Here is a 21,989-nt window from a genome sequence, read left to right as displayed (position 1 = left end):
AGGGGAGGCCCCACGCCGGGGCGAGGAGGGCGGGCCATGGTGCAGAAGGCCAAGATCCTCCTGGTCGATGACCGGCCGGAGAATCTGCTGGCGCTGGAGGCGATCCTCTCGGCGCTCGATCAGACGCTGGTGCGGGCATCGTCCGGGGAGGAAGCGCTCAAAGCACTGCTCACGGACGACTTCGCGGTCATTCTGCTGGACGTACAGATGCCGGGCATGGACGGTTTCGAAACCGCCGCGCACATCAAGCGACGGGAGCGGACCCGGGACATCCCGATCATCTTCCTCACCGCGATCAACCACGGCCCGCACCACACCTTCCGCGGGTACGCGGCGGGCGCCGTGGACTACATCTCCAAGCCGTTCGACCCGTGGGTGCTGCGTGCGAAGGTCTCCGTCTTCGTCGAGCTCTACATGAAGAACTGCCAGCTGCGCGAGCAGGCGGCGCTGCTGCGGCTCCAGTTGGAGGGCGGTGGCAAGGCCGCGGGCGGTGAGGCCAAGGAGCCCGCCGGGCTGCTCGCCGAACTGTCGGCACGGCTGGCGGCCGTCGAAGAGCAGGCGGAAGCGCTCTCCAAGCAGCTCGGCGACGAGTCGACGGACGCGGCGGCGGTGGCGACCGCGGCCCATCTGGAGCGCAAGCTCACCGGACTGCGGCGGGCACTGGACGCCCTGGAGCCGGGCTCGTCCGGAGGCCAGGCCGCGGTCAACTGAGGTCCGCGGGGTGGGCCGGGAGGACCGGCGGGCCCGACTGGTGAGGGCATGTCAGCGGCTGTACCGGAGGGGTCAGTTCCGGACATTCCCGCGGGCGACACGAACGGGTGAAGCGGTGGGCACACGTGTCGACCGCCGTCTCCCCCGGTAACCTCACACCTATGGCCTCACGTCCCTCCGCAGCCAAGAAGCAGCCCGCGAAGAAGGCGGCCGCTCCCGCGAAGGCTCCGGCGAAGAAGGCCGCTGCGAAGAAGGCACCCGCGAAGAAGGCGCCGGCCAAGAAGGCCGCGGCGAAGAAGCCCGCGCCGGGGCCGGCACCCAACCCGACCGGTGGCGTCTACCGGCTCGTACGCGCCCTCTGGCTGGGCGTCGCGCACGCCGTCGGCGCCATCTTCCGCGGCATAGGCGCCGGGGCGAAGAACCTCGACCCGGCGCACCGCAAGGACGGTGTCGCGCTGCTGCTGCTCGGCGTCGCGCTGATCGTCGCGGCCGGTACCTGGGCCGACCTCAAGGGCCCCGTCGGCGACCTCGTCGAGATCCTGGTGACCGGTGCCTTCGGCCGGCTGGACCTGCTGGTGCCGATACTGCTCGGTGCCGTCGCCGTGCGCCTGATCCGGCACCCCGAGAAACCCGAGGCCAACGGCCGGATCGTGATCGGCCTGTCCGCGCTCGTCATCGGTGTCCTCGGCCAGGTGCACATCGCCTGCGGCTCACCGGCCCGCAGTGACGGCATGCACGCCATAAGGGACGCCGGCGGCCTCATCGGCTGGGGCGCGGCGACCCCCCTGTCGCACACGATGACCGACGTCCTGGCGGTGCCGCTGCTGGTGCTGCTCACCGTCTTCGGACTGCTGGTCGTCACCGCCACGCCGGTCAACGCCATCCCGCAGCGACTGCGGCTGCTCGGTGTGCGGCTCGGTCTGGTCCGTGACCCGGAGGCGGAGGCCGACGCGTTCGGCGAGGACGACGAGCGCTACGAGGAACAGTGGCGCGAGGCGCTGCCCGCCAAGCGCCGCGGACGCGGGGGACCGGCGTCACAGCCGTACGACCCCGACGCGGCCGAGCAGGAGGCGCTCACCAGGCGTCGCGGCAGGCCCCGGCGGTCCACCACGCCGCAGCCCGAGGCGAACCGGCCGATGGACGCCGTGGACGTCGCCGCCGCGGCCGCCGCCGCGCTCGACGGCGCCGTGCTGCACGGGATGCCGCCCTCGCCGCTGGTCGCCGACCTCACCCAGGGCGTGACCACGGGGGACCGCGAGTCGACGACGCCCACTCCCACGCCCGTGCCTGCCGCGCGCCCGCAACCGGGCAAGCTCAGGCAGGACAAGGCGAAGGGACACCCCGGCGAGGGCACGGCGGTCGTCGCCGACCTCACCAAGACCCCGCTCCCCAAGGAACGGGACCTGCCGCCGCGCGCCGAGCAGCTCCAGCTCTCCGGCGACATCACCTACTCCCTGCCGGCCCTCGATATGCTCACCCGCGGCGGCCCCGGCAAGGCGCGCAGTGCGGCCAACGACGCCATAGTCGCCTCGCTCACCACCGTCTTCACCGAGTTCAAGGTCGACGCCGCCGTCACCGGCTTCACCCGCGGGCCGACGGTCACCCGGTACGAGGTCGAGCTCGGGCCCGCCGTGAAGGTCGAGCGGATCACCGCACTGGCCAAGAACATCGCGTACGCCGTCGCCAGTCCCGACGTACGGATCATCAGCCCGATCCCCGGCAAGTCCGCGGTCGGTATCGAGATCCCCAACACCGACCGGGAGATGGTCAACCTCGGTGACGTGCTGCGCCTCGCGGAGTCCGCCGAGGACGACGACCCGATGCTGGTCGCCTTCGGCAAGGACGTCGAGGGCGGCTACGTCATGCACTCGCTGGCGAAGATGCCGCACATGCTGGTCGCCGGCGCCACCGGCTCCGGCAAGTCGTCCTGCATCAACTGCCTGATCACCTCGATCATGATGCGGGCGACCCCGGAGGACGTCCGGATGATCCTGGTCGACCCCAAGCGCGTCGAGCTGACCGCGTACGAGGGCATCCCCCACCTGATCACGCCGATCATCACCAACCCGAAGCGGGCCGCGGAGGCCCTCCAGTGGGTCGTACGGGAGATGGACCTCCGCTACGACGACCTCGCCGCCTACGGCTACCGGCACATCGACGACTTCAACCGCGCGGTGCGCGAGGGCAAGGTCAAGCCGCCCGAGGGCAGTGAACGCGAGCTCCAGCCGTACCCGTACCTGCTGGTGATCGTGGACGAGCTGGCCGACCTGATGATGGTGGCGCCGCGGGACGTCGAGGACGCCATCGTGCGGATCACGCAGCTCGCGCGCGCGGCCGGCATCCACCTGGTGCTCGCCACCCAGCGGCCGTCCGTGGACGTCGTCACCGGCCTGATCAAGGCCAACGTGCCCTCCCGGCTGGCCTTCGCGACGTCCTCCCTGGCGGACTCGCGGGTCATCCTCGACCAGCCCGGCGCCGAGAAGCTGATCGGCAAGGGGGACGGCCTCTTCCTGCCGATGGGTGCGAACAAGCCGACCCGTATGCAGGGCGCGTTCGTGACCGAGGAAGAGGTCGCGGTCGTCGTCCAGCACTGCAAGGACCAGATGGCGCCCGTCTTCCGGGACGACGTCACCGTCGGCACCAAGCAGAAGAAGGAGATCGACGAGGACATCGGCGACGACCTCGACCTGCTGTGCCAGGCGGCCGAACTGGTCGTCTCCACGCAGTTCGGGTCGACCTCCATGCTGCAGCGCAAGCTGCGCGTCGGCTTCGCCAAGGCCGGGCGGCTGATGGACCTGATGGAGTCGCGGAGCATCGTCGGGCCGAGCGAAGGCTCGAAGGCTCGTGACGTTCTTGTGAAGCCCGACGAGCTGGACGGCGTGCTCGCGGTGATCCGGGGGGAGTCTGAGGGGTAGGGAACGGTACGCGCAGGGATCCCCGACGGAGGGTCACGGCGGCCGGCGGCCGTTCGTGACTCACCCGTTAGGGATCATTGAGCAACCGTTCAGCCATGGCGTACGTCAAGTTGAGGGAAACGACAAACAGGTAATCCACCATCGGGACGCCGGGTCGATCCGATGGCGTACAAAGTACGACCGTCCGGTTGCCCCACCCGTTTGTACCCCCCCTAGACTGAACGTCCAGCGCAGGCGGCCATACGCTCGAAAGGCGCCCCCGTGTCCAACGGCAACTTCCCTGAAGACGAGCGTCCGATCGAAGACGTGTCCCGAGACGTTCCTGAAGACCTTTCCGCGGAGGCCCGCCCCTCCGTCGGCAGTGCGCTGCAGCAGGCGCGGATCGCCGCCGGGCTGACCGTCGACGACATCACCACCGCCACCCGCGTCCGCATCGCCATCGTGCACGCCATCGAGGCGGACGACTTCACGCCCTGCGGCGGTGACGTCTACGCGCGCGGTCACATCAGGACCCTGGCCAAGGCCGTCGGACTCGACCCGGCCGAGCTGGTCGCGCAGTTCGACGCCGAGCACGGCGGGCGCCCGGCGCCGACCGCCGCCGCACCCCTGTTCGAGGCCGAACGCATTCGTCCCGAGCGGCGCGGACCCAACTGGACGGCCGCCATGGTCGCCGCGATCGTCGCGGTGATCGGCTTCGTCGGCTTCACGTTCGTCAAGGGCGACGACGGCGGCTCCGAGGCGAGCGTCGCCGAGGGTTCCCAGCCGACGGCCGGCGAGTCCGCCTCGCCGAGCGCCGAGCCGAAGAAGCCGGTCGCCCCGGAACCGGATCCGACCGACAGCGCCATCGCCGCCGCCCCGCAGGACAAGGTGACGGTCAAGGTCAGCGCCGACGACGGCCGCAGCTGGATCTCCGCGAAGGACCACAACGGTCGGCTGCTCTTCGACGGCCTGCTCAAGGAGGGCGACTCCGAGACCTTCCAGGACAACGAGAAGATCGACCTCGTCCTCGGTGACGCCGGCGCCATCCAGCTGTACGTCAACGGCAAGAAGATCGAGGACGACTTCCAGCCGGGCTCCGTGGAACGCCTGACGTACACCAAGGGCGACCCGCAGGTCGGATAGGGGCGCGAAACACACTGGTGCGGACGGGGTTGTCCAAGACCGGGCAACCCCGTCGACGTGGGCTGCCGACGGGACGAAGTAGTCTTGAGCCCATGCCTGAAAGCCGTACCGTCGCACTCGTCACCCTTGGCTGCGCCCGTAACGAGGTGGACTCGGAGGAGCTCGCAGGCCGTCTGGAGGCGGACGGCTGGAAGCTCGTCGAGAACGCCGAGGAAGCGGACGTCGCCGTCGTGAACACGTGCGGCTTCGTCGAGGCCGCCAAGAAGGACTCCGTCGACGCCCTCTTGGAGGCCAACGACCTCAAGGGGCACGGCAGAACACAGGCCGTGGTGGCGGTGGGCTGCATGGCCGAGCGGTACGGCAAGGAGCTCGCCGAGGCCCTTCCCGAGGCCGACGGTGTACTCGGCTTCGACGACTACACCGATATCTCCGACCGCCTGCAGACCATCCTGAACGGCGGCATCCACGCCGCCCACACCCCGCGCGACCGGCGCAAGCTGCTGCCGATCAGCCCCGCCGAGCGCCAGGAGGCCGGTGCCTCCGTCGCCCTGCCGGGACACGGCCCGACCGACCTCCCCGAGGGGGTCGCCCCGGCCTCCGGTCCCCGCGCGCCCCTGCGCCGCCGCCTGGACGGCTCCCCGGTCGCCTCCGTGAAGCTGGCCTCCGGCTGCGACCGGCGCTGCTCCTTCTGCGCCATCCCGTCCTTCCGCGGCTCCTTCATCTCGCGCCGCCCGAGCGACGTGCTGAACGAGACGCGGTGGCTGGCCGAGCAGGGCGTCAAGGAGATCATGCTGGTCTCCGAGAACAACACGTCGTACGGCAAGGACCTCGGCGACATCCGCCTGCTGGAGTCGCTGCTCCCGAACCTCGCCGACGTCGACGGCATCGAGCGGGTGCGCGTCAGCTACCTCCAGCCGGCCGAGATGCGCCCCGGCCTCATCGACGTACTGACCTCCACCCCCAAGGTCGTGCCCTACTTCGACCTGTCCTTCCAGCACTCCGCTCCGAACGTGCTGCGCGCGATGCGCCGCTTCGGCGACACGGACCGCTTCCTGGAGCTGCTGGACACCATCCGGAGCAAGGCCCCCGAGGCAGGCGTGCGCTCCAACTTCATCGTGGGCTTCCCCGGCGAGAGCGCCTCCGACCTCGCCGAGCTGGAGCGGTTCCTGAACCACGCGCGGCTGGACGCCATCGGCGTCTTCGGGTACTCCGACGAGGAGGGCACCGAGGCGGCGACCTACGGCGACAAGCTGGACGAGGACGTCGTCGCCGAGCGGCTGGCACGTGTGTCCCGCCTGGCCGAGGAGCTCGTCTCGCAGCGGGCCGAGGAGCGGGTCGGCGCGACCGTGCGCGTGCTCGTCGAGTCCGTGGAGTCCGCCGACGAGGGGGACGGCGTGCGCGGCCGCGCGGAGCACCAGGCGCCCGAGACGGACGGCCAGGTGCTGCTCACGAGCGGCGAAGGCCTGAGGGTCGGTCGTATGGTCGAGGCGAAGGTCGTCGGTACGGAGGGTGTCGACCTGGTGGCCGAACCGCTGCCGGGCTCGCCCGAGTGGAGTGAGGAGGCCGGCAGATGACCGGAGTCCCGGCGTCCGCCGCGGGGGGCTCCTCCGGCGCGCGCAGGGCCGGCCCGCGTGGCGCCTCGGGCGCCGCGCAGGAACCGACGGAGCGTACGACTCCGGGAGGCGCCGTGGAACGGGGTGCGGCGGAACGAGGTGCCACCGAGGGTGGTGCGGCCGGGCGCGGCGGCAAGATCGCGGCCGCCGCAGTCAACCAGGCGAGCGTCTGGAACGTCGCCAACCTGCTGACGATGCTCCGGCTGCTGCTGGTGCCGGCCTTCGTCGCGCTGATGCTCGGCAACGGCGGGTACGACCCGGCCTGGCGGTCGTTCGCCTGGGCGGCCTTCGCCGTCGCCATGATCACCGACCTTTTCGACGGCCACCTGGCGCGCACCTACAACCTCGTCACCGACTTCGGGAAGATCGCCGACCCCATCGCCGACAAGGCGATCATGGGGGCGGCGCTCATCTGTCTGTCCGCCCTGGGTGACCTGCCGTGGTGGGTGACGGCCGTCATCCTCGGCCGGGAACTCGGGATCACCGTGCTGCGTTTCGTCGTGATCCGGTTCGGCGTGATCCCCGCGAGCCGTGGGGGCAAGCTCAAGACCCTCACCCAGGGCATCGCCGTCGGCATGTACGTCCTGGCACTGACGGGGCCGCTGGCCACCCTGAGGTTCTGGGTGATGGCGGCGGCGGTCGTCCTGACCGTGGTGACCGGACTGGACTATGTGAAGCAGGCCATCGTGCTGCGCCGTCAGGGAATCGCCGAGCGCAGAGCGGCGTTGAAGGAGACGGAAGCTTGAGTTCCACGGCCGCCGACGTGGTGCGGCTACTCACGGTCAAGGGCGAGACCCTCGCGGTCGCAGAGTCACTGACCGGCGGAATGGTGGCGGCCGAGATCACGGCGGTCCCTGGGGCGTCCAGGGCCTTCCGGGGGTCCGTGACCGCCTACGCGACGGAACTGAAGCGGGAACTGCTCGGCGTCGACGCCATGTTGCTCGCGGCGCGTGGAGCGGTGGATCCGCAGGTCGCCGCCCAGATGGCGGCGGGCGCCCGCGAGGCGTTGGGTGCCGACTGGGGCATCGCGACGACGGGCGTCGCCGGCCCGGACCCGCAGGACGGGCAGCCGGTGGGGACGGTCTTCGTGGCCGTCGACGGGCCCTTCGGAACGGACGATGGTTCCGCCCCTGGCGGAAAAGTGGAGGCGCTGCGGTTGAACGGCGACCGCGCGGAAATTCGTATGGAGAGTGTACGGAGCGTACTCGCACTCCTTTTGAGGGAGCTTGCGGGCGAACAGATCGGGAATGAGCGGGCACAGGATACGGAACGGAACGGGGGGTTTTGATGTTTGCAGCCCTGAGTGAACACGACATCGCTCCCCGCACGGCCGCGGCGCGAGGCGGTACGGTGGGGCGTGAAGGATGCGGTTACACGGTCCGAGGAGGGAGCCACCGATGATTCTGCTCCGTCGCCTGCTGGGTGACGTGCTGCGTCGGCAGCGCCAACGCCAGGGCCGTACTCTGCGCGAAGTCTCCTCGTCCGCCCGAGTCTCACTCGGCTATCTCTCCGAGGTGGAGCGGGGGCAGAAGGAGGCTTCTTCCGAGCTGCTCTCCGCCATCTGCGACGCGCTGGACGTACGGATGTCCGAGCTCATGCGGGAAGTGAGCGACGAACTGGCCCTCGCCGAGCTGGCCCAGTCCGCTGCGGCCACGCCCAGCGAGACCGTGCCGGCCCCGGTGCGCCCGATGCTGGGTTCCGTGTCGGTGACCGGTGTGCCACCGGAACGGGTGACCATCAAGGCGCCCGCCGAGGCAGTGGACGTCGTCGCCGCCTGAGCGCTGAGAACGTGTGCGTGTGAGGCCCCGGCCGGGGTCCCTCCGGGAGACCGGAGGGGTGCGGTCGGGGTTTTTGCGTGCCGCGGTCCCGGGCTCGCGCCCGGTTTGCCGGGGCCCGGTGGTGCGGTCATCGTGGAGGGACATGGCCGGGGGGCCGACCGACGGAGGCGTGGATGTACGTCGTGAAGAGCCCGTTGTCCGACGCGAGCCTGAAGACCGTGTCCGAGGCGTTGCAGGGCGCCCTCGTCGACCTGGTGGACCTGGCCCTGGTGGCGAAGCAGATCCACTGGAACGTGGTCGGTCCGCGGTTCCGCTCCGTACACCTCCAGCTCGACGAACTCGTCGGCACCGCGCGCACGCACTCCGACACCGTGGCGGAGCGCGCCTCGGCGCTCGGTGTGTCCCCGGACGGGCGGGCCGCGACGGTGGCCGTCGGCAGCGGTATCGGCGTGACCCCGGAAGGCTGGGTCGACGACACCGCAGCGGTACAGACGATCGTGGACGCGCTGGGTGCGGTGATCGGGCGGATGCGGGAGCGCATCGCGGCGACCGGGGATCCGGATCCCGTGAGCCAGGACATCTTCATCCAGGTCACGGCCGACCTGGAGAAGCAGCACTGGATGTTCCAGGCCGAAAACGGATGACGCGGTTATGACGTCCGCGCGGACTGCTCGTCGGGCGGCCGCGCTGGGGCTGGGTGCGTTGTGGTGGTGGGCCGTGCTGCGTCTGGCGCTCGAGCCCGACGCGGGGGTGCTCGAAGGGGCGGTCGCGGTCGGCGGCTGGGGGCTGAGCGTGCTGCCGGTGCACTGTGTGCCCCGATGCCGGGCCGCCGGGGCGTTGCAGGCGGGGCGGTGGAGACACGCCCTGCGTGCGTCCGCGGGGGAACGCGGCCTCGGCGGGGCGGGGCGGGGCGAATGATGTCCCGCCTGCTCGCCCAGGCTGCGGAACCCGAAGCACACAGCCCGACGGAAGGACGGTTCCGATGAGTGCCACCAGCGTGGACCAGGATTTCGACAGCCTGACCTTCACCCTGGTCGCCGACTTCGCCGCCCCCGTCGAGCGGGTGTGGCAGCCGTGGTCCGGCCCGAGGCGACCGGAGCGCTGGTGGAGGCCCGCCGACCTGTCCGGCGACGGTGGAGCACTACCTGACCCCCGGCGGCGACGTCACGTACGTCATGACCGGTCCGGAGGGTGACAAGCACCGCGGATGGTGGCGGATCACCTCGGTCGACGCGCCTGCGTCCCTGGAGCTCACCGACGGATTCACCGACGCGGACGGCGTGCGGAGCGCCGGCATGCCGACGAGCACGATCCGGGGGGCGCTCACCGAGCGGGACGGCGGCACCCGCATGGAGATGCGCTCGGCCTGCGCCCCCCGGGAGCAGATGGACCGGCTCACGAAGACGGGCATGGAGGAGGGACAGCGCGAGGCGGTCGGCCAGATGGACGGCCTGCTCGCCGGCCGAGTCACCCCCGCCCGCGCCGCGGCCCGGTACCGGCAAGGCCGCCCGGGCGCGGTGCGGGGCCGGCCTGGCAGGCCGGGCACCAATAGGTGGGGCGCTCTCGGGAGCCGTCGCCCTGGTTCGCCACGCGCACCGGTGTGCCGCAGCGCAGACAGGGACGGGGCGCTCGGCCGTACACGAACAGGTCCTGGCCCCGCAGGCCCGTCGTACGGCGGACCGGGCGGTCGCGGTTGGCCTCCAGGAGCTTCTTCGCGAGCGCGGGCAGCCGCACGGCGTGTGCGGCCGGCAGGTCGCCTACGGGGAGCCAGGGAGTCACGCCGAGCAGGAAGCAGAGCTCGCACTTGTAGACGTTGCCGATGCCCGCGAGATTGCGCTGGTCGAGCAGGGCCTCACCGAGCCTGCGGGCCGGCTCGGCGCGCAGGTTGGCCAGGGCCTGCTCGGGGTCCCAGTCCGGGCCGAGCAGGTCCGGACCGAGGTGGCCGACGGCGCGCTCCTCGTCGGCGGTGCGGAGAACTTCCAGCACCGGGAGGCGATAGCCGACCGCCGTGCGGTCGGCGGTGCCGAGGATGACCCGGATCTGGTGCGCGGGGCCGCCGCTCCAGCGCTGACCGGCCGCGAACACCTTCCAGGAGCCGTCCATCCGCAGGTGCGAGTGGACGGTCACACCGCCCTCCACGCGGGTGAGGAGGTGCTTGCCGCGCGGGGTGACGTCCAGGATCGTGCGGCCGGTGAGGTCGACGGTGGCGTACCGGGGGACGCGGAAGTCGCTGCGGGTCAGCACCTTGCCCGCGAGGGCGTCGTGCAGCCGGCGCGCCGCCTGCCAGACCGTGTCTCCTTCGGGCATGGGTCAAGGGTGACAGGCTCAGGCTCTGATGCGCAGGCCGCGTGGGGTGGCGATGAACCCCGCCTCCTCCAGCAGGGGACCGAAGGGGGACGTCAGAGCCGCCGTGCCGTTGACGCGCTCGACCGTGACCGTGCCGAGCGAACCGGCGAGGGCGGCCGAGGCGAGCCCTTCCGCGGCCGCTCGCAGACGGGCGTCTTCGGTGGGCAGACCGTCCGGCGCGGAGGGCCAGAGCAGGAGCGTCTTGCCGCCGCGCTCCATGTAGAGCGCCGGCTCGCCCTCCACGAGCACCACCAGGGACCCTGCCTTGCGGCCCGGCTTGTGCGTGGCGCCGGCCGGGGGTTCGGGCCAGGGGAGGGCCGCGCCGTACGCGTTCGCCGGGTCGGCGGCGGCCAGGACGACGGCCCGTGGAGCGGCGGAGGGCCGGCCGCGGCGGGGGAATCCGGCGTCGTACGAGTCGCGCGGGGCATCGAAGCCGCGGTGCGTGTAGCCCCCGCGCGGACCGCCGAAGCCGCCCTGCGCGCCGCCCCCGCGCGGACCGCCGGCGCCCGGTTCCGCGTAGTCGTGGAGGGAGACGTACTCGTCCCCGGAGGGCGGGAGGGGCTGGGCGGGGGCGAAGACGTCGTCGGGTCGGTCCGGTGCGCCGGCTCCGCGGCCGCTGGACGCGGAGCCGGGGAAGGGGGAGTCGCCGGAGACAGGACCCCCCGGGCCGTGGGAGCCGTCGGACGAGGCGTGGTCGTCCGGACCACCGCCGGTGAAGTCCGGCCGCCCGGGCGGCGCCTCGTCACGTTCCCGGGCGTTCGAGACCGCGCGCAACCGGTCCACAGCGCCCTCCATGGCGAACTGTGCGGCGCCGAGCCCCTCCACGACGTAGCCGCGCCGGGCCTGGCCGCTCTCTTCGAAGGCGGCCAGGACGCGGTACACCGCTGAGAACCCGCCTTCCACGCCCTCGGCGGCGACGGCGCCGCGGGTCACCACGCCGTGCCGGTCGAGAAGGGTGCGGGCCAGGGCGTGCGCACGCACCGTGGTGTCCGCCTCGCAGGCCGGCAGCAGGGACCAGCGACCCGCTACGGTCGGCGGGCCGGTACGGGACACGGGGCGGGCGGCGGCCGTCAGGGAGCCGTAACGCCCGCGTGGCACCGCGCGCTTGGCGCGATGGGCGGTGGAGCCCGCGGTGCGGCCGGAGCCCAGCAGGGAGCGCAGGGGCGCGAGCGTGTCGTTCGTCAGGCGTCCGGACCACGCCAGCTCCCACAGGGCGTCGGCCAGCTGGGGGTCGGTGACATCCGGGTGGGTGGTGGCACGGACCTGGTCGGCGACCTGACGGAAGAACATGCCGTAGCCGCCGGAAAGGGTGTCCAGCACCGACTGGTGGAGGGCGGTCGGCTCCAGGGGGTGCGGGGGCGGCAGGAGCAGCGGGGCAGCGTCCGCCAGGTAGAGGGAGACCCAGCCGTCCTTCCCGGGGAGTGAGCCGGCGCCCGCCCACACCACCTCGCCGGCGGCCGTCAGCTCGTCCAGCATCGCCGGGTGGTAGTGCGCCACCCGGGAGGGCAGGACCAGTTTCTCCAGGGCGGAGGCGGGGACGGAGGCGCCCTGCAGCTGTTCGACGGCGCGGACCAGCCCGTCGATGCCGCGCAGCGCGTGCCCCCTGCCGATGTGCTGCCACTGGGGGAGGAACTGGCCGAGCGCGGCCGGCGGCACCGGCTCCAGCTCGTGCCGCAGCGCGGCCAGGGAGCGGCGGCGCAGCCGGCGCAGGACGGTCGCGTCGCACCACTCCTGGCCGATGCCGGCCGGATGGAACTCGCCCTGCACGACCCGGCCCGCCGCGGCGAGCCGCTGCAGGGCGCCCTCGGTGACCGCGACGCCCAGGCCGAAGCGGGCCGCGGCAGTGACCGACGTGAAGGGGCCGTGGGTGCGGGCATGGCGGGCGAGGAGGTCGCCGAGGGGGTCCTTGACCGGCTCGGTGAAGGCCTCGGGCACACCCACGGGCAGCGCCGTGCCCAGCGCGTCGCGCAGCCGGCCCGCGTCCTCGATCGCCGCCCAGTGGTCGGCGCCGGCGATGCGCACCCTGATCGCGCGGCGGGCGGCGGCCAGCTCCGGGGCCCACTGGGGCTCGGCGCCCCGCTCGGCCAGCTCGGCGTCCGTGAGCGGGCCGAGCTGCCGCAGCCGGTCCGCGACACCCTCCGGGTCCTTGACGCGGCGGTCCTCGGTGAGCCACTGCAGCTCGCGCTCCAGCTCCGTGAGCACCTCGGCGTCGAGCAGCTCGCGCAGCTCCGCCTGGCCCAGCAGTTCGGCCAGCAGCCGCGAGTCCAGGGACAGGGCGGCGGCACGGCGCTCGGCGAGCGGCGAGTCGCCCTCGTACAGGAACTGGGCGACGTATCCGAAGAGCAGGGAGCGGGCGAACGGGGACGGCTCCGGAGTGGTGACCTCGACCAGGCGCACCGTGCGGGCCTCCAGGTCGCCCATCAGCTCGACCAGGCCAGGCACGTCGAAGACGTCCTGGAGGCACTCGCGGACCGCCTCCAGGACGATCGGGAACGATCCGTACTCGCTCGCCACCTCCAGCAGCTGCGCGGCGCGCTGGCGCTGCTGCCACAGCGGGGTCCGCTTGCCGGGGCTGCGGCGCGGCAGCAGCAGCGCGCGCGCCGCGCACTCGCGGAAGCGGGACGCGAACAGCGCCGAGCCGCCCACCTGGTCGGTGACGACCCGGTCCACCTCGCCCTTGTCGAAGACGACGTCGGCCGCGCCGACGGGCGCCTGCTCGGCGTCGTACTCCAGTCCTGGTTTCGCCGGATCCTGGTCGAGGAGGTCGAGGCCCATCAGGTCCGCGTCGGGCAGGCGCAGCACGATGCCGTCGTCGGCGTGCATGACCTGGGCGTCCATGCCGTACCGCTCGGACAGGCGGGCACCGAGCGCGAGGGCCCAGGGGGCGTGGACCTGGGCGCCGAAGGGGGAGTGGATGACGACCCGCCAGTCGCCGAGCTCGTCCCGGAAGCGCTCGACGACGATGGTGCGGTCGTCGGGGACGTGGCCGCAGGCCTCGCGCTGCTCGCGGAGGTATGCCAGGACGTTGTCCGCGGCCCAGGCGTCCAGGCCCGCGGTGACCAGGCGCAGCCGGGCGTCCTCCTCGGCGAGGGAACCGACCTCGCGCAGGAAGGCGCCCAGTGCGCGGCCCAGTTCCAGGGGGCGGCCCAGCTGGTCGCCCTTCCAGAACGGCAGCCGGCCCGGCACACCCGGCGCGGGTGAGACCAGGACCCGGTCGCGCGTGATGTCCTCGATCCGCCAGGAGCTGGTGCCGAGCGTGAAGACGTCCCCGACGCGCGACTCGTAGACCATCTCCTCGTCGAGTTCGCCGACCCGGCCGCCCCCCTTCTTCGGATCGGCCCCGGCGAGGAAGACCCCGAAGAGCCCGCGGTCGGGGATCGTGCCGCCCGAGGTGACCGCGAGGCGCTGCGCGCCCGGGCGGCCGGTGACCGTCCCCGCGACCCGGTCCCACACCACGCGCGGGCGCAGTTCGGCGAAGGCGTCGGACGGATAGCGGCCCGCGAGCATGTCCAGGACTGCGGTGAAGGCGGAGTCCGGCAGCGAGGCGAAGGGGGCGGCGCGGCGGACGGTGGCGAGCAGGTCGTCGACCTGCCAGGTGTCCAGCGCCGTCATCGCCACGAGCTGCTGGGCCAGGACGTCCAGCGGGTTCGCGGGGATCTTGAGGGCCTCGATGGCACCGCTGCGCATCCGCTCGGTGACCACGGCGGCCTGCACCAGGTCGCCGCGGTACTTGGGGAAGACCACGCCCGTGGAGACGGCGCCGACCTGGTGGCCCGCGCGGCCGACGCGCTGGAGGCCGGAGGCGACGGAGGGCGGTGACTCGACCTGGACGACGAGGTCGACGGCGCCCATGTCGATGCCCAGCTCCAGGCTGGAGGTGGCGACCACCGCGGGCAGGCGGCCCGCCTTGAGGTCCTCCTCGACGAGGGATCGCTGCTCCTTGGAGACCGAGCCGTGGTGGGCGCGTGCGATCACGGGCGGGGCGCCGTGGGCGGCTCCCGAGCCGCCCATGAGTGCGGCGGGGGAGTGGTGTTCGTCGAGGGGCTCGCCGGTCGCCCGCTCGTACGCGATCTCGTTGAGCCTGTTGCACAGGCGCTCGGCCAGGCGCCGGGAGTTGGCGAAGACGATCGTGGAGCGGTGCGACTGGACCAGGTCGGCGATCCGCTCCTCGACGTGCGGCCAGATCGACGGCCGCTCCGCGCCCTCGTTGCCGTCCGCGGCGGGGGAGCCGCCCAGCTCGCCCAGGTCCTCCACCGGGACGACGACGGACAGGTCGAACTCCTTGCCCGAGTCCGGCTGGACGATCTCCACCTTTCCGCGGGGCGCGAGGAACCGGGCGACCTCGTCCACCGGGCGGACCGTCGCCGAGAGGCCGATGCGGCGGGCCGGCTTCGGGAGCAGCTCGTCCAGCCGCTCCAGGGTGAGCGCGAGATGGGCGCCGCGCTTGGTGCCCGCGACCGCGTGCACCTCGTCCAGGATCACCGTCTCGATGCCGGTCAGCGCGTCGCGCGTGGCCGACGTCAGCATCAGGAACAGGGACTCCGGGGTGGTGATCAGGATGTCCGGCGGACGGGTGGACAGGGCGCGCCGCTCGGCGGCCGGGGTGTCGCCGGAGCGGATGCCGACCTTGACCTCGGGCTCGGGCAGGCCGAGGCGTACGGATTCCTGGCGGATGCCGGTCAGTGGGCTGCGGAGGTTGCGCTCGACATCGACGGCCAGGGCCTTGAGCGGGGAGACGTACAGGACCCGGCAGCGTTTCCTGGGGTCGGCGGGCGGGGGCGTCGAGGCGAGCTGGTCCAGGGCGGCGAGGAAGGCGGCCAGCGTCTTGCCGGAGCCGGTCGGGGCGACCACCAGCACGTCCGAGCCCTCCGAGATGGCCTGCCACGCGCCCGCCTGGGCGGCGGTGGGCGCGGAGAAGGCCCCCGTGAACCAGCCGCGGGTCGCGGGGGAGAAGCCGTCCAGGGCTCGGTGTGCGGAGCTGACCATGGATCCATCGTGCACCCGGGCACTGACAATCGGCCTGAGCTGTGCGAATGCCGGGCGGTGTCCCATGGGCGGGACGGCGGGGCGAGCGGCGGGGCGGGCGGCGGCGATCGCACGGCGAGGCCGGTGGACCGCCTGCCGCCGATCGCCCGACGGCGGTCGGCCGACGGATGTCCGTCGGTGGTCCGGCGGCGGTCGTCCGCCCCTGGAACCGCTCCGGGGCCGGGCACCGGCCGGGAGCCGCTCCCCGGGGGCAGAGCCCCGGAGGCCGGTCACCGGTGGCGGAGAATAGGAGCATGGCGGCATCGGGAGAACGGGCACGGCACTGGCGGTACACGGATCTGCCCGACGTCGATCTGCTGCGGGCCCGGTACATACGGAAAACCTTCGTGCGCCACACGCACGAGCACTTCGTCATCGCCGCCATCGCCGCCGGAGTGGACGTCTTCCACCACGGCGGGAGCGATCAGTACGCCGGGGCGGGATCGCTGGCCCTGGTCAATCCGGACACACCGCACACGGGCCGGGCCGGAGGGCCGGAGGGGTGGCAGTACGGGGCCGTCTATCCAGCGCCCGAGCTGGTGGCCGACATAGCGGCGGAGACGACCACGCTGCGCGGGACTCCCGGGTTCGTCCGGCCGGTGCTCGACGACCCGTACACCGTCGAGCTGGTGCACCGCGTGCTGCGGGCCGCCGACGAGGGGGACGCGCTCGCCGCCGACACCCTGCTGCGGGTGGCCGTGACCCGGCTGCTGCGGCTGAACGGCGGCCCGCTGCCGCGGCGGGAGGTGCGGACGGCCGGAACCCGGGTCGCGGCACGCGCGCGTGCCGTGCTGGAGGACCGGATGGCCGATCCGCCGAGTCTGGCGCGGCTCGCCGCGGAGCTCGGGAGCAGCCCGTTCGCACTGCTGCGCGCCTTCCGGGATGCGTACGGGATGCCGCCCCACACCTGGCTGACGGACGCCCGGATACGCTGGGCACGGCGGCTGCTGGACGCCGGTACGACGCCTTCGGAGGCCGCCGTCGCCGTGGGCTTCACCGACCAGCCGCACCTGAACCGGCACTTCGCGCGGATCGTGGGCGTGCCGCCCGGTGCCTACCAGCGGGAGCGCAAGAACGTACAAGACGCGCGGCGGCGGCGTCTCCTACCGTCCGAGGCGTGACAGAACAGACAGTTGCTCCCGGCACGGGCGTCGTCGGAGACAAGCCGGACGCCGCCGTCGTACGGGAGGCCCTCGGGGTCGGAGTCGCCGTCGGACTCTCCGGGTTCGCCTTCGGGGTGACCGCGGCCGGCAGCGGACTGACACTGATGCAGACGTGCGCGCTCAGTCTCCTGGTGTTCACCGGGGCCTCCCAGTTCGCGCTGGTGGGGGCGCTCGCCGCCGGCGGCAACCCGCTCACCGCCGCGGCGGGGGCCTTCTTCCTGGGCGTGCGCAACGCTTTCTACGGGCTGCGGCTGTCGCAGTTGCTGGCCCTCCCGCGCGCGGTGCGGCCGTTCGCCGCGCAGTGGGTCATCGACGAGACGACGGCCGTGGCCCTCGCACAGCCCACGCGGCGCGGTGTCCGGATCGGGTTCACCGTCACCGGGATCTCCCTGTATCTGCTGTGGAACCTCACCACACTGCTCGGTGCGCTGGGCGCGGAGGCCATCGGGGACACCGACGCCTGGGGGCTCGACGCCGCCGGCCCCGCGGTCTTCCTGGCGCTCCTCGCGCCGATGCTGAAGACCGCCACCGAGCGGGCGGTCGCCGCCCTGGCCGTCCTTCTGGGGCTCGGTCTGCTGCCTGTGCTGCCCGCCGGTGTGCCCGTCCTGGCGGCCGCGCTGGCGGCACCGGTCGTTCTGTGGGCACAGGGGCGCCACGGGAGCCGTGGTGCCGAGGACTCCGCGCGGTCCGCCCGGGAGGAGGAGCGGTGAGTGTCTGGATCGCCGTCGGCGTGACCGCGGTGGGCTGCTACGCCGTCAAGCTCCTCGGGCTGCTGGTGCCCGTGGGTGCTCTGGAGCGGCCCCTGGTCCAGCGGCTCGCCGCTCTGCTGCCCGTCGCCCTCCTGGCCGCGCTCACCGCCCAGCAGACCTTCGCCGACGGGCAGGCACTTGTGATGGACGCGCGGGCCGCGGGAGTCGCCGCGGCTGCCGTGGCGCTGCTGCTGCGGGCGCCGTTCCTGCTCGTCGTCATGGCGGCCGTGGTGGTGACGGCGGGGGTGCGGGCCGTGGGCGGGTGAGCCGGGTCAGCCCAGGCAACGGCCGTACGCGCGGAGCGTGCGCAGGGCCTCCAGTGTCACCGCGGGGCGGGCTTCCAGCGTCGGGGCGGGTGCCCAGTGGCGCCAGCGGACGGGCCAGCCGCCGTCGTCCTCCTGCTCCGACGCGAGGAAGTCGAGCGAGCGGGCCATCTCGTCGTCCGTGAACCACGCGCGCGCGAGGGAGCGCGGGTTCCTCGCGTAGTCGTGCGGGAAGTGGTGCTCGCCCGGAGCGTAGCCCGGGGAGACCGGGTACGCGCCGAGGTCGTCCGGGTCCAGCACCGCGAGGCGCTGCCGGCGCACCAGGCGGCCCAGCCGGTCGGCCGCCGCCTCCGCGCGCGGGCGGTCGGGGGCGGCGTCCAGGAAGGCCACGGCGGCCTCGACCTCGTACGGGTGAGAGGTCGCCAGTGACTCGGCCGCCTGCCAGCAGAAGTCCGTGGCCCGGAACAGCCAGGCGTGCCAGACCTCGTTGCGGTGCAGCAGTCCGACCACCGGACCGGTGGCGAGGAGCTCGCCGGGCGGGTCGTCCACGACCGGCACGAAGGGCGCCGCCGGGTATCCCCGCTGGCTGGGATGGATCGCCGGCAGGGCACCGTCCGCAGTGGACACGGAGGTCAGATAGCGGCACATCCGCTCCACGCGCTGGCCGCCGCAGCTCCCGACGGCATCCAGGACGCGCAGGGCGTGCGCGGTGTGCAGCGGCTGGCTGACCGGGCCGCGCAGGTCGGGCTCCAGCGCGTGACCGTATCCGCCGTCCTCGTTGCGGTAGGCGTCCAGCGCGGTCTCCACCGCAGCGGCGTCGCCGCCGCGGAAGTGGTACGCGAAGAGACGCTGCTCCAGGACGCGTGCGGTGAGCCAGACGAAGCGCTCCGCGCGCGCGAGGGGTGAGTGCGCGGGGGGCGTCGGGGGCGTCGGGGCAGTGGAGGAGCTCCGGTCTTCGGCCATGGGTCAGACCGTAGGCCGAAAGGCGGTCCCGGCACGCGGTCCCGGCTCAGGGCCCACTCTCAGGAGCGGGATACTGGAGTCATGCGGTTGACGGTCTTCTGGGAGCGGATGACGGATCACTTCGGTCCGGGGTACGCCGACACCTTCGCGCGCGATCACGTGATGGCGGAGCTGGGCGGGCGTACGGTGCACGAGGCGCTGGACGCGGGCTGGGACGCCAAGGACGTGTGGCGGGTGGTCTGCACCGTCATGAACGTGCCGCAGGAGCACCGCTGATCGTTCACGAGCGTGCCGCAGGAAGAGCGCGGGTCGTTCAGGAGCGGGTCACAGGAACAGCGCTCATCGGTCGTGAGCGTGCCACAGGAACAACTGAACCGTCGGGAAGACCACCGGACGTGACTCCGCTGCCGGTGGCGTGGGCGAGACTTGGTCCGTGGCACCCACTGACGAGACCGGGCAGGCGACCCGGCACGCATCCCCGACCGGTACTACGCCGCCCACCGGGCCCCCGGCCGGTGGCACCGCCGGGCCGGGTGCACGCATGCCGCGCTGGCTGCCGCGCGCGATGGTCCTGGCCCTCTCGCTCATCGCCGTCTTCCAGTTGGGCAGCTGGGCCTTCCACGAGCTCACCGGCCTGCTGATCAACATCCTCATCGCGTTCTTCCTGGCTCTCGCCATCGAACCCGCGGTGAGCTGGATGGCCGGGCGCGGCATGCGCCGCGGGCTGGCCACCTTCCTCGTCTTCCTCGCCGTGCTGATCGCTTCCGCGGGGTTCGTCACGCTGCTCGGCTCCATGCTCGCGGGGCAGATCGTCAAGATGGTCGAGGACTTCCCGGAGTACCTCGACTCCGTGATCAACTGGGTCAACGGCCACTTCCACACCGAGCTGAGACGGGTGGACATCCAAGAAGGCCTGCTCCGCTCCGACTGGCTGCGCAACTACGTGCAGAACAGCGCCACCGGCGTCCTGGACGTGTCCGCCCAGGTCCTCGGCGGCCTCTTCCAGCTGCTGACGGTCCTGCTGTTCTCGTTCTACTTCGCCGCCGACGGGCCCCGGCTGCGGCGCGCGCTCTGCTCCGTCCTGCCCCCCGCCCGGCAGGCCGAGGTCCTGCGCGCGTGGGAGATCGCCGTGGACAAGACCGGCGGCTACCTGTACTCGCGCGGCCTGATGGCGCTGGTCTCCGGCATCGCGCACTACATCCTGCTGGAGGTCCTGGAGGTTCCCTACGCCCCCGCGCTCGCCGTGTGGGTGGGCCTGGTGTCGCAGTTCATCCCCACCATCGGCACCTATCTCGCGGGCGCTCTGCCCATGCTGATCGCCTTCACGGTCAACCCGTGGTACGCGATGTGGGTACTGATCTTCGTGGTGATCTACCAGCAGTTCGAGAACTACGTACTGCAGCCCAAGCTGACGTCCAGGACCGTGGACATCCACCCGGCGGTCGCCTTCGGCTCGGTCGTCGCGGGCGCCGCCCTGCTCGGTGCCGTCGGCGCGCTGATCGCCATCCCGGCGATCGCCACGCTGCAGGCGTTCCTCGGGGCGTACGTCAAGCGTTACGACGTCACGGACGATCCTCGCGTCCACGGGCGGCGCAACCGCCGGTCGGGGTCCGGGGCACCCACCCGCCTGCGGAAACTCTGGGCCCGGCGGTCGGAGCCGGGACGCCCCGGGACGGGAGGGGCCGGAGACGGCGGCGGCCCCTCCTGAGGGGCCGGTACGCCGACTGGGGGGCTCAGCCCTGTGGTTCCTGCGGCTTGGCGTCGACCTCGCGCAGGTTCCGGTCCTTGAACTCGGTGCGGGTCTCCGTGCGGTGGCCGCGGGCGATGTAGTCCCGCACCACCGCCTCGACGGCGTCCTGCGGCGAGCCGATGCCCGCCAGGACCATCACCTCCACCACCAGTTCGGCGTCGAGACTGATACTGACCTGGGCCATGGTGTCCCCCTCCTCCACGTCGCACGCGCACTTTAGTCACCCGACCGGCGGCCCGGCAGACGTACGCTCGGAAGTGCCGCGTGGTGCGCTTGACACCAAAATCGAACATCTATTCTCATGGAGGCTCTGGCGAGGCTCGTGACGGGTGATTCGACTGGGTTTGGGCTGATGAGTGCCCGAGTTATCCACAGGCCGGGCCCGCATCAGGGTGGATTGTCAGTGGCAGGCATTAGCGTCTTTGACGTGAAGCGATCGAATCAAGCAAACCGGGTGGAACCCATGGCAGGAACCGACCGCGAGAAGGCCCTGGACGCCGCGCTCGCACAGATTGAACGGCAGTTCGGCAAGGGCGCGGTCATGCGCATGGGCGACCGGTCGAAGGAGCCCATCGAGGTCATCCCGACCGGGTCGACCGCGCTCGACGTGGCCCTCGGCGTCGGCGGCCTGCCGCGTGGCCGAGTCATCGAGGTGTACGGTCCCGAGTCGTCCGGCAAGACGACCCTGACCCTGCACGCGGTGGCGAACGCCCAGAAGGCCGGCGGCCAGGTCGCGTTCGTGGACGCGGAGCACGCCCTCGACCCCGAGTACGCGAAGAAGCTCGGCGTCGACATCGACAACCTGATCCTCTCCCAGCCCGACAACGGTGAGCAGGCCCTGGAGATCGTGGACATGCTGGTCCGCTCCGGCGCCCTCGACCTCATCGTCATCGACTCCGTCGCAGCCCTCGTGCCGCGCGCGGAGATCGAGGGTGAGATGGGCGACAGCCACGTCGGTCTGCAGGCCCGCCTGATGAGCCAGGCCCTGCGGAAGATCACCAGCGCGCTCAACCAGTCCAAGACCACCGCGATCTTCATCAACCAGCTTCGCGAGAAGATCGGTGTGATGTTCGGCTCGCCCGAGACCACGACCGGTGGCCGGGCGCTGAAGTTCTACGCCTCGGTGCGACTCGACATCCGACGCATCGAGACCCTGAAGGACGGCACCGACGCGGTCGGCAACCGCACCCGCGTCAAGGTCGTCAAGAACAAGGTCGCGCCGCCCTTCAAGCAGGCCGAGTTCGACATCCTCTACGGCCAGGGCATCAGCCGCGAGGGCGGGCTGATCGACATGGGCGTGGAACACGGCTTCGTCCGCAAGGCCGGCGCCTGGTACACGTACGAGGGCGACCAGCTCGGCCAGGGCAAGGAGAACGCGCGCAACTTCCTGAAGGACAACCCCGACCTGGCCAACGAGATCGAGAAGAAGATCAAGGAGAAGCTGGGCGTCGGCGTGCGTCCCGAGGAGCCGGCCACCGAGCCGGGCGCGGACGGCGCCGCCTCCGCCGCCCCGGCCGACGCCGCACCGGCGGTGCCCGCCCCCGCGACGGCCAAGGCCACCAAGTCCAAGGCCGCGGCAGCCAAGAGCTGA

Annotated in this window: 19 protein-coding genes and 1 pseudogene; 16 read left to right on the top strand and 4 right to left on the bottom strand. The window is 72.3% G+C overall.

The features are described 5' to 3' along the window. The first annotated feature begins 36 nt into the window (after positions 1 to 36). The 10 genes and pseudogenes from ACP4IX_RS06480 to ACP4IX_RS06435 all read left to right on the top strand — a co-directional run. Positions 37 to 711 (top strand): response regulator, encoded by a 675-nt coding sequence (locus tag ACP4IX_RS06480; RefSeq protein ID WP_345588853.1) that lies wholly within the window; start codon positions 37 to 39, stop codon positions 709 to 711. Between the two features lie 161 nt (positions 712 to 872). Continuing rightward, a complete protein-coding gene (locus ACP4IX_RS06475; protein ID WP_426521758.1) occupies positions 873 to 3,626 on the top strand; it encodes a DNA translocase FtsK in 2,754 nt (917 codons plus the stop codon). A 261-nt stretch (positions 3,627 to 3,887) separates the two neighbouring features. Continuing rightward, entirely contained in the window at positions 3,888 to 4,748 is an 861-nt protein-coding gene (locus ACP4IX_RS06470) for a helix-turn-helix domain-containing protein (RefSeq protein ID WP_426521759.1), read from the top strand. 92 nt (positions 4,749 to 4,840) lie between these two features. Next, entirely contained in the window at positions 4,841 to 6,322 is a 1,482-nt protein-coding gene (rimO, locus tag ACP4IX_RS06465) for a 30S ribosomal protein S12 methylthiotransferase RimO (RefSeq protein WP_426521760.1), read from the top strand. Next, positions 6,319 to 7,107, top strand: coding sequence for a CDP-diacylglycerol--glycerol-3-phosphate 3-phosphatidyltransferase (gene pgsA, locus ACP4IX_RS06460; protein WP_426521761.1), 789 nt, complete (start codon positions 6,319 to 6,321; stop codon positions 7,105 to 7,107). Before rimO ends, pgsA begins: the two co-directional genes overlap by 4 nt. Then, the gene (locus tag ACP4IX_RS06455) at positions 7,104 to 7,649 is read left to right on the top strand and encodes a CinA family protein (RefSeq protein ID WP_426521762.1); all 546 of its coding nucleotides are present in this window, start codon (positions 7,104 to 7,106) and stop codon (positions 7,647 to 7,649) included. The genes pgsA and ACP4IX_RS06455 overlap by 4 nt, the downstream gene beginning before the upstream one ends. A gap of 109 nt (positions 7,650 to 7,758) precedes the next feature. Then, positions 7,759 to 8,139, top strand: coding sequence for a helix-turn-helix domain-containing protein (locus ACP4IX_RS06450; protein WP_007387871.1), 381 nt, complete (start codon positions 7,759 to 7,761; stop codon positions 8,137 to 8,139). A gap of 173 nt (positions 8,140 to 8,312) precedes the next feature. Further along, a complete protein-coding gene (locus ACP4IX_RS06445) occupies positions 8,313 to 8,783 on the top strand; it encodes a Dps family protein (RefSeq protein ID WP_426521763.1) in 471 nt (156 codons plus the stop codon). 7 nt (positions 8,784 to 8,790) lie between these two features. Then, complete coding sequence (locus ACP4IX_RS06440) at positions 8,791 to 9,057, top strand: hypothetical protein (RefSeq protein ID WP_426554961.1); 267 nt, start codon at positions 8,791 to 8,793, stop codon at positions 9,055 to 9,057. A gap of 64 nt (positions 9,058 to 9,121) precedes the next feature. Then, a pseudogene (locus ACP4IX_RS06435) lies at positions 9,122 to 9,599 on the top strand (SRPBCC family protein); the annotation flags it as partial. A 7-nt stretch (positions 9,600 to 9,606) separates the two neighbouring features. Here the strand turns inward: ACP4IX_RS06435 and ACP4IX_RS06430 are convergent. Together ACP4IX_RS06430 and ACP4IX_RS06425 are read right to left on the bottom strand one after the other, a co-directional pair. Continuing rightward, on the bottom strand, positions 9,607 to 10,446 hold the full coding sequence (locus ACP4IX_RS06430) for an Fpg/Nei family DNA glycosylase (protein ID WP_426554960.1): 840 nt from the start codon (positions 10,444 to 10,446) through the stop codon (positions 9,607 to 9,609). An 18-nt stretch (positions 10,447 to 10,464) separates the two neighbouring features. Continuing rightward, positions 10,465 to 15,471 (bottom strand): ATP-dependent helicase, encoded by a 5,007-nt coding sequence (locus ACP4IX_RS06425; RefSeq protein WP_426554959.1) that lies wholly within the window; start codon positions 15,469 to 15,471, stop codon positions 10,465 to 10,467. Positions 15,472 to 15,764: 293 nt separating this feature from the next. Here ACP4IX_RS06425 and ACP4IX_RS06420 point away from each other — a divergent pair, with 293 nt between their 5' ends. Genes ACP4IX_RS06420 through ACP4IX_RS06410 form a run of 3 tightly spaced genes read left to right on the top strand, consistent with a single transcriptional unit; the run spans position 15,765 to position 17,688 of the window. Beyond that, positions 15,765 to 16,631, top strand: a complete 867-nt coding sequence (locus tag ACP4IX_RS06420; protein ID WP_426554958.1) for an AraC family transcriptional regulator — start codon at positions 15,765 to 15,767, stop codon at positions 16,629 to 16,631. After that, positions 16,628 to 17,383, top strand: coding sequence for an AzlC family ABC transporter permease (locus tag ACP4IX_RS06415; protein ID WP_426521768.1), 756 nt, complete (start codon positions 16,628 to 16,630; stop codon positions 17,381 to 17,383). Before ACP4IX_RS06420 ends, ACP4IX_RS06415 begins: the two co-directional genes overlap by 4 nt. After that, positions 17,380 to 17,688, top strand: a complete 309-nt coding sequence (locus ACP4IX_RS06410) for an AzlD domain-containing protein (protein ID WP_426521769.1) — start codon at positions 17,380 to 17,382, stop codon at positions 17,686 to 17,688. The genes ACP4IX_RS06415 and ACP4IX_RS06410 overlap by 4 nt, the downstream gene beginning before the upstream one ends. Positions 17,689 to 17,694: 6 nt before the next feature. Here the strand turns inward: ACP4IX_RS06410 and ACP4IX_RS06405 are convergent, their stop codons facing one another. Continuing rightward, positions 17,695 to 18,648, bottom strand: coding sequence for a hypothetical protein (locus tag ACP4IX_RS06405; RefSeq protein WP_426521770.1), 954 nt, complete (start codon positions 18,646 to 18,648; stop codon positions 17,695 to 17,697). An 81-nt stretch (positions 18,649 to 18,729) separates the two neighbouring features. On the opposite strand from ACP4IX_RS06405, the gene ACP4IX_RS06400 reads away from it, so the two are divergent. After that, positions 18,730 to 18,924, top strand: coding sequence for a DUF3046 domain-containing protein (locus ACP4IX_RS06400; protein WP_426521771.1), 195 nt, complete (start codon positions 18,730 to 18,732; stop codon positions 18,922 to 18,924). 157 nt (positions 18,925 to 19,081) lie between these two features. Next, a complete protein-coding gene (locus tag ACP4IX_RS06395) occupies positions 19,082 to 20,356 on the top strand; it encodes an AI-2E family transporter (protein ID WP_426521772.1) in 1,275 nt (424 codons plus the stop codon). A 25-nt stretch (positions 20,357 to 20,381) separates the two neighbouring features. Here the strand turns inward: ACP4IX_RS06395 and ACP4IX_RS06390 are convergent, their stop codons facing one another. Further along, complete coding sequence (locus ACP4IX_RS06390) at positions 20,382 to 20,582, bottom strand: DUF2191 domain-containing protein (RefSeq protein WP_426521773.1); 201 nt, start codon at positions 20,580 to 20,582, stop codon at positions 20,382 to 20,384. Between the two features lie 279 nt (positions 20,583 to 20,861). Between ACP4IX_RS06390 and recA the strand changes: the two genes are divergently transcribed. Beyond that, positions 20,862 to 21,989, top strand: a complete 1,128-nt coding sequence (gene recA / locus ACP4IX_RS06385; protein ID WP_426521774.1) for a recombinase RecA — start codon at positions 20,862 to 20,864, stop codon at positions 21,987 to 21,989.

The sequence above is a fragment of the Streptomyces sp. WG5 genome (assembly GCF_049974565.1).
In the GTDB taxonomy this organism is placed as follows: domain Bacteria; phylum Actinomycetota; class Actinomycetes; order Streptomycetales; family Streptomycetaceae; genus Streptomyces.
Note: the sequence above shows the minus strand (reverse complement) of the source record. Positions and strands in the feature narration are given on the sequence as shown.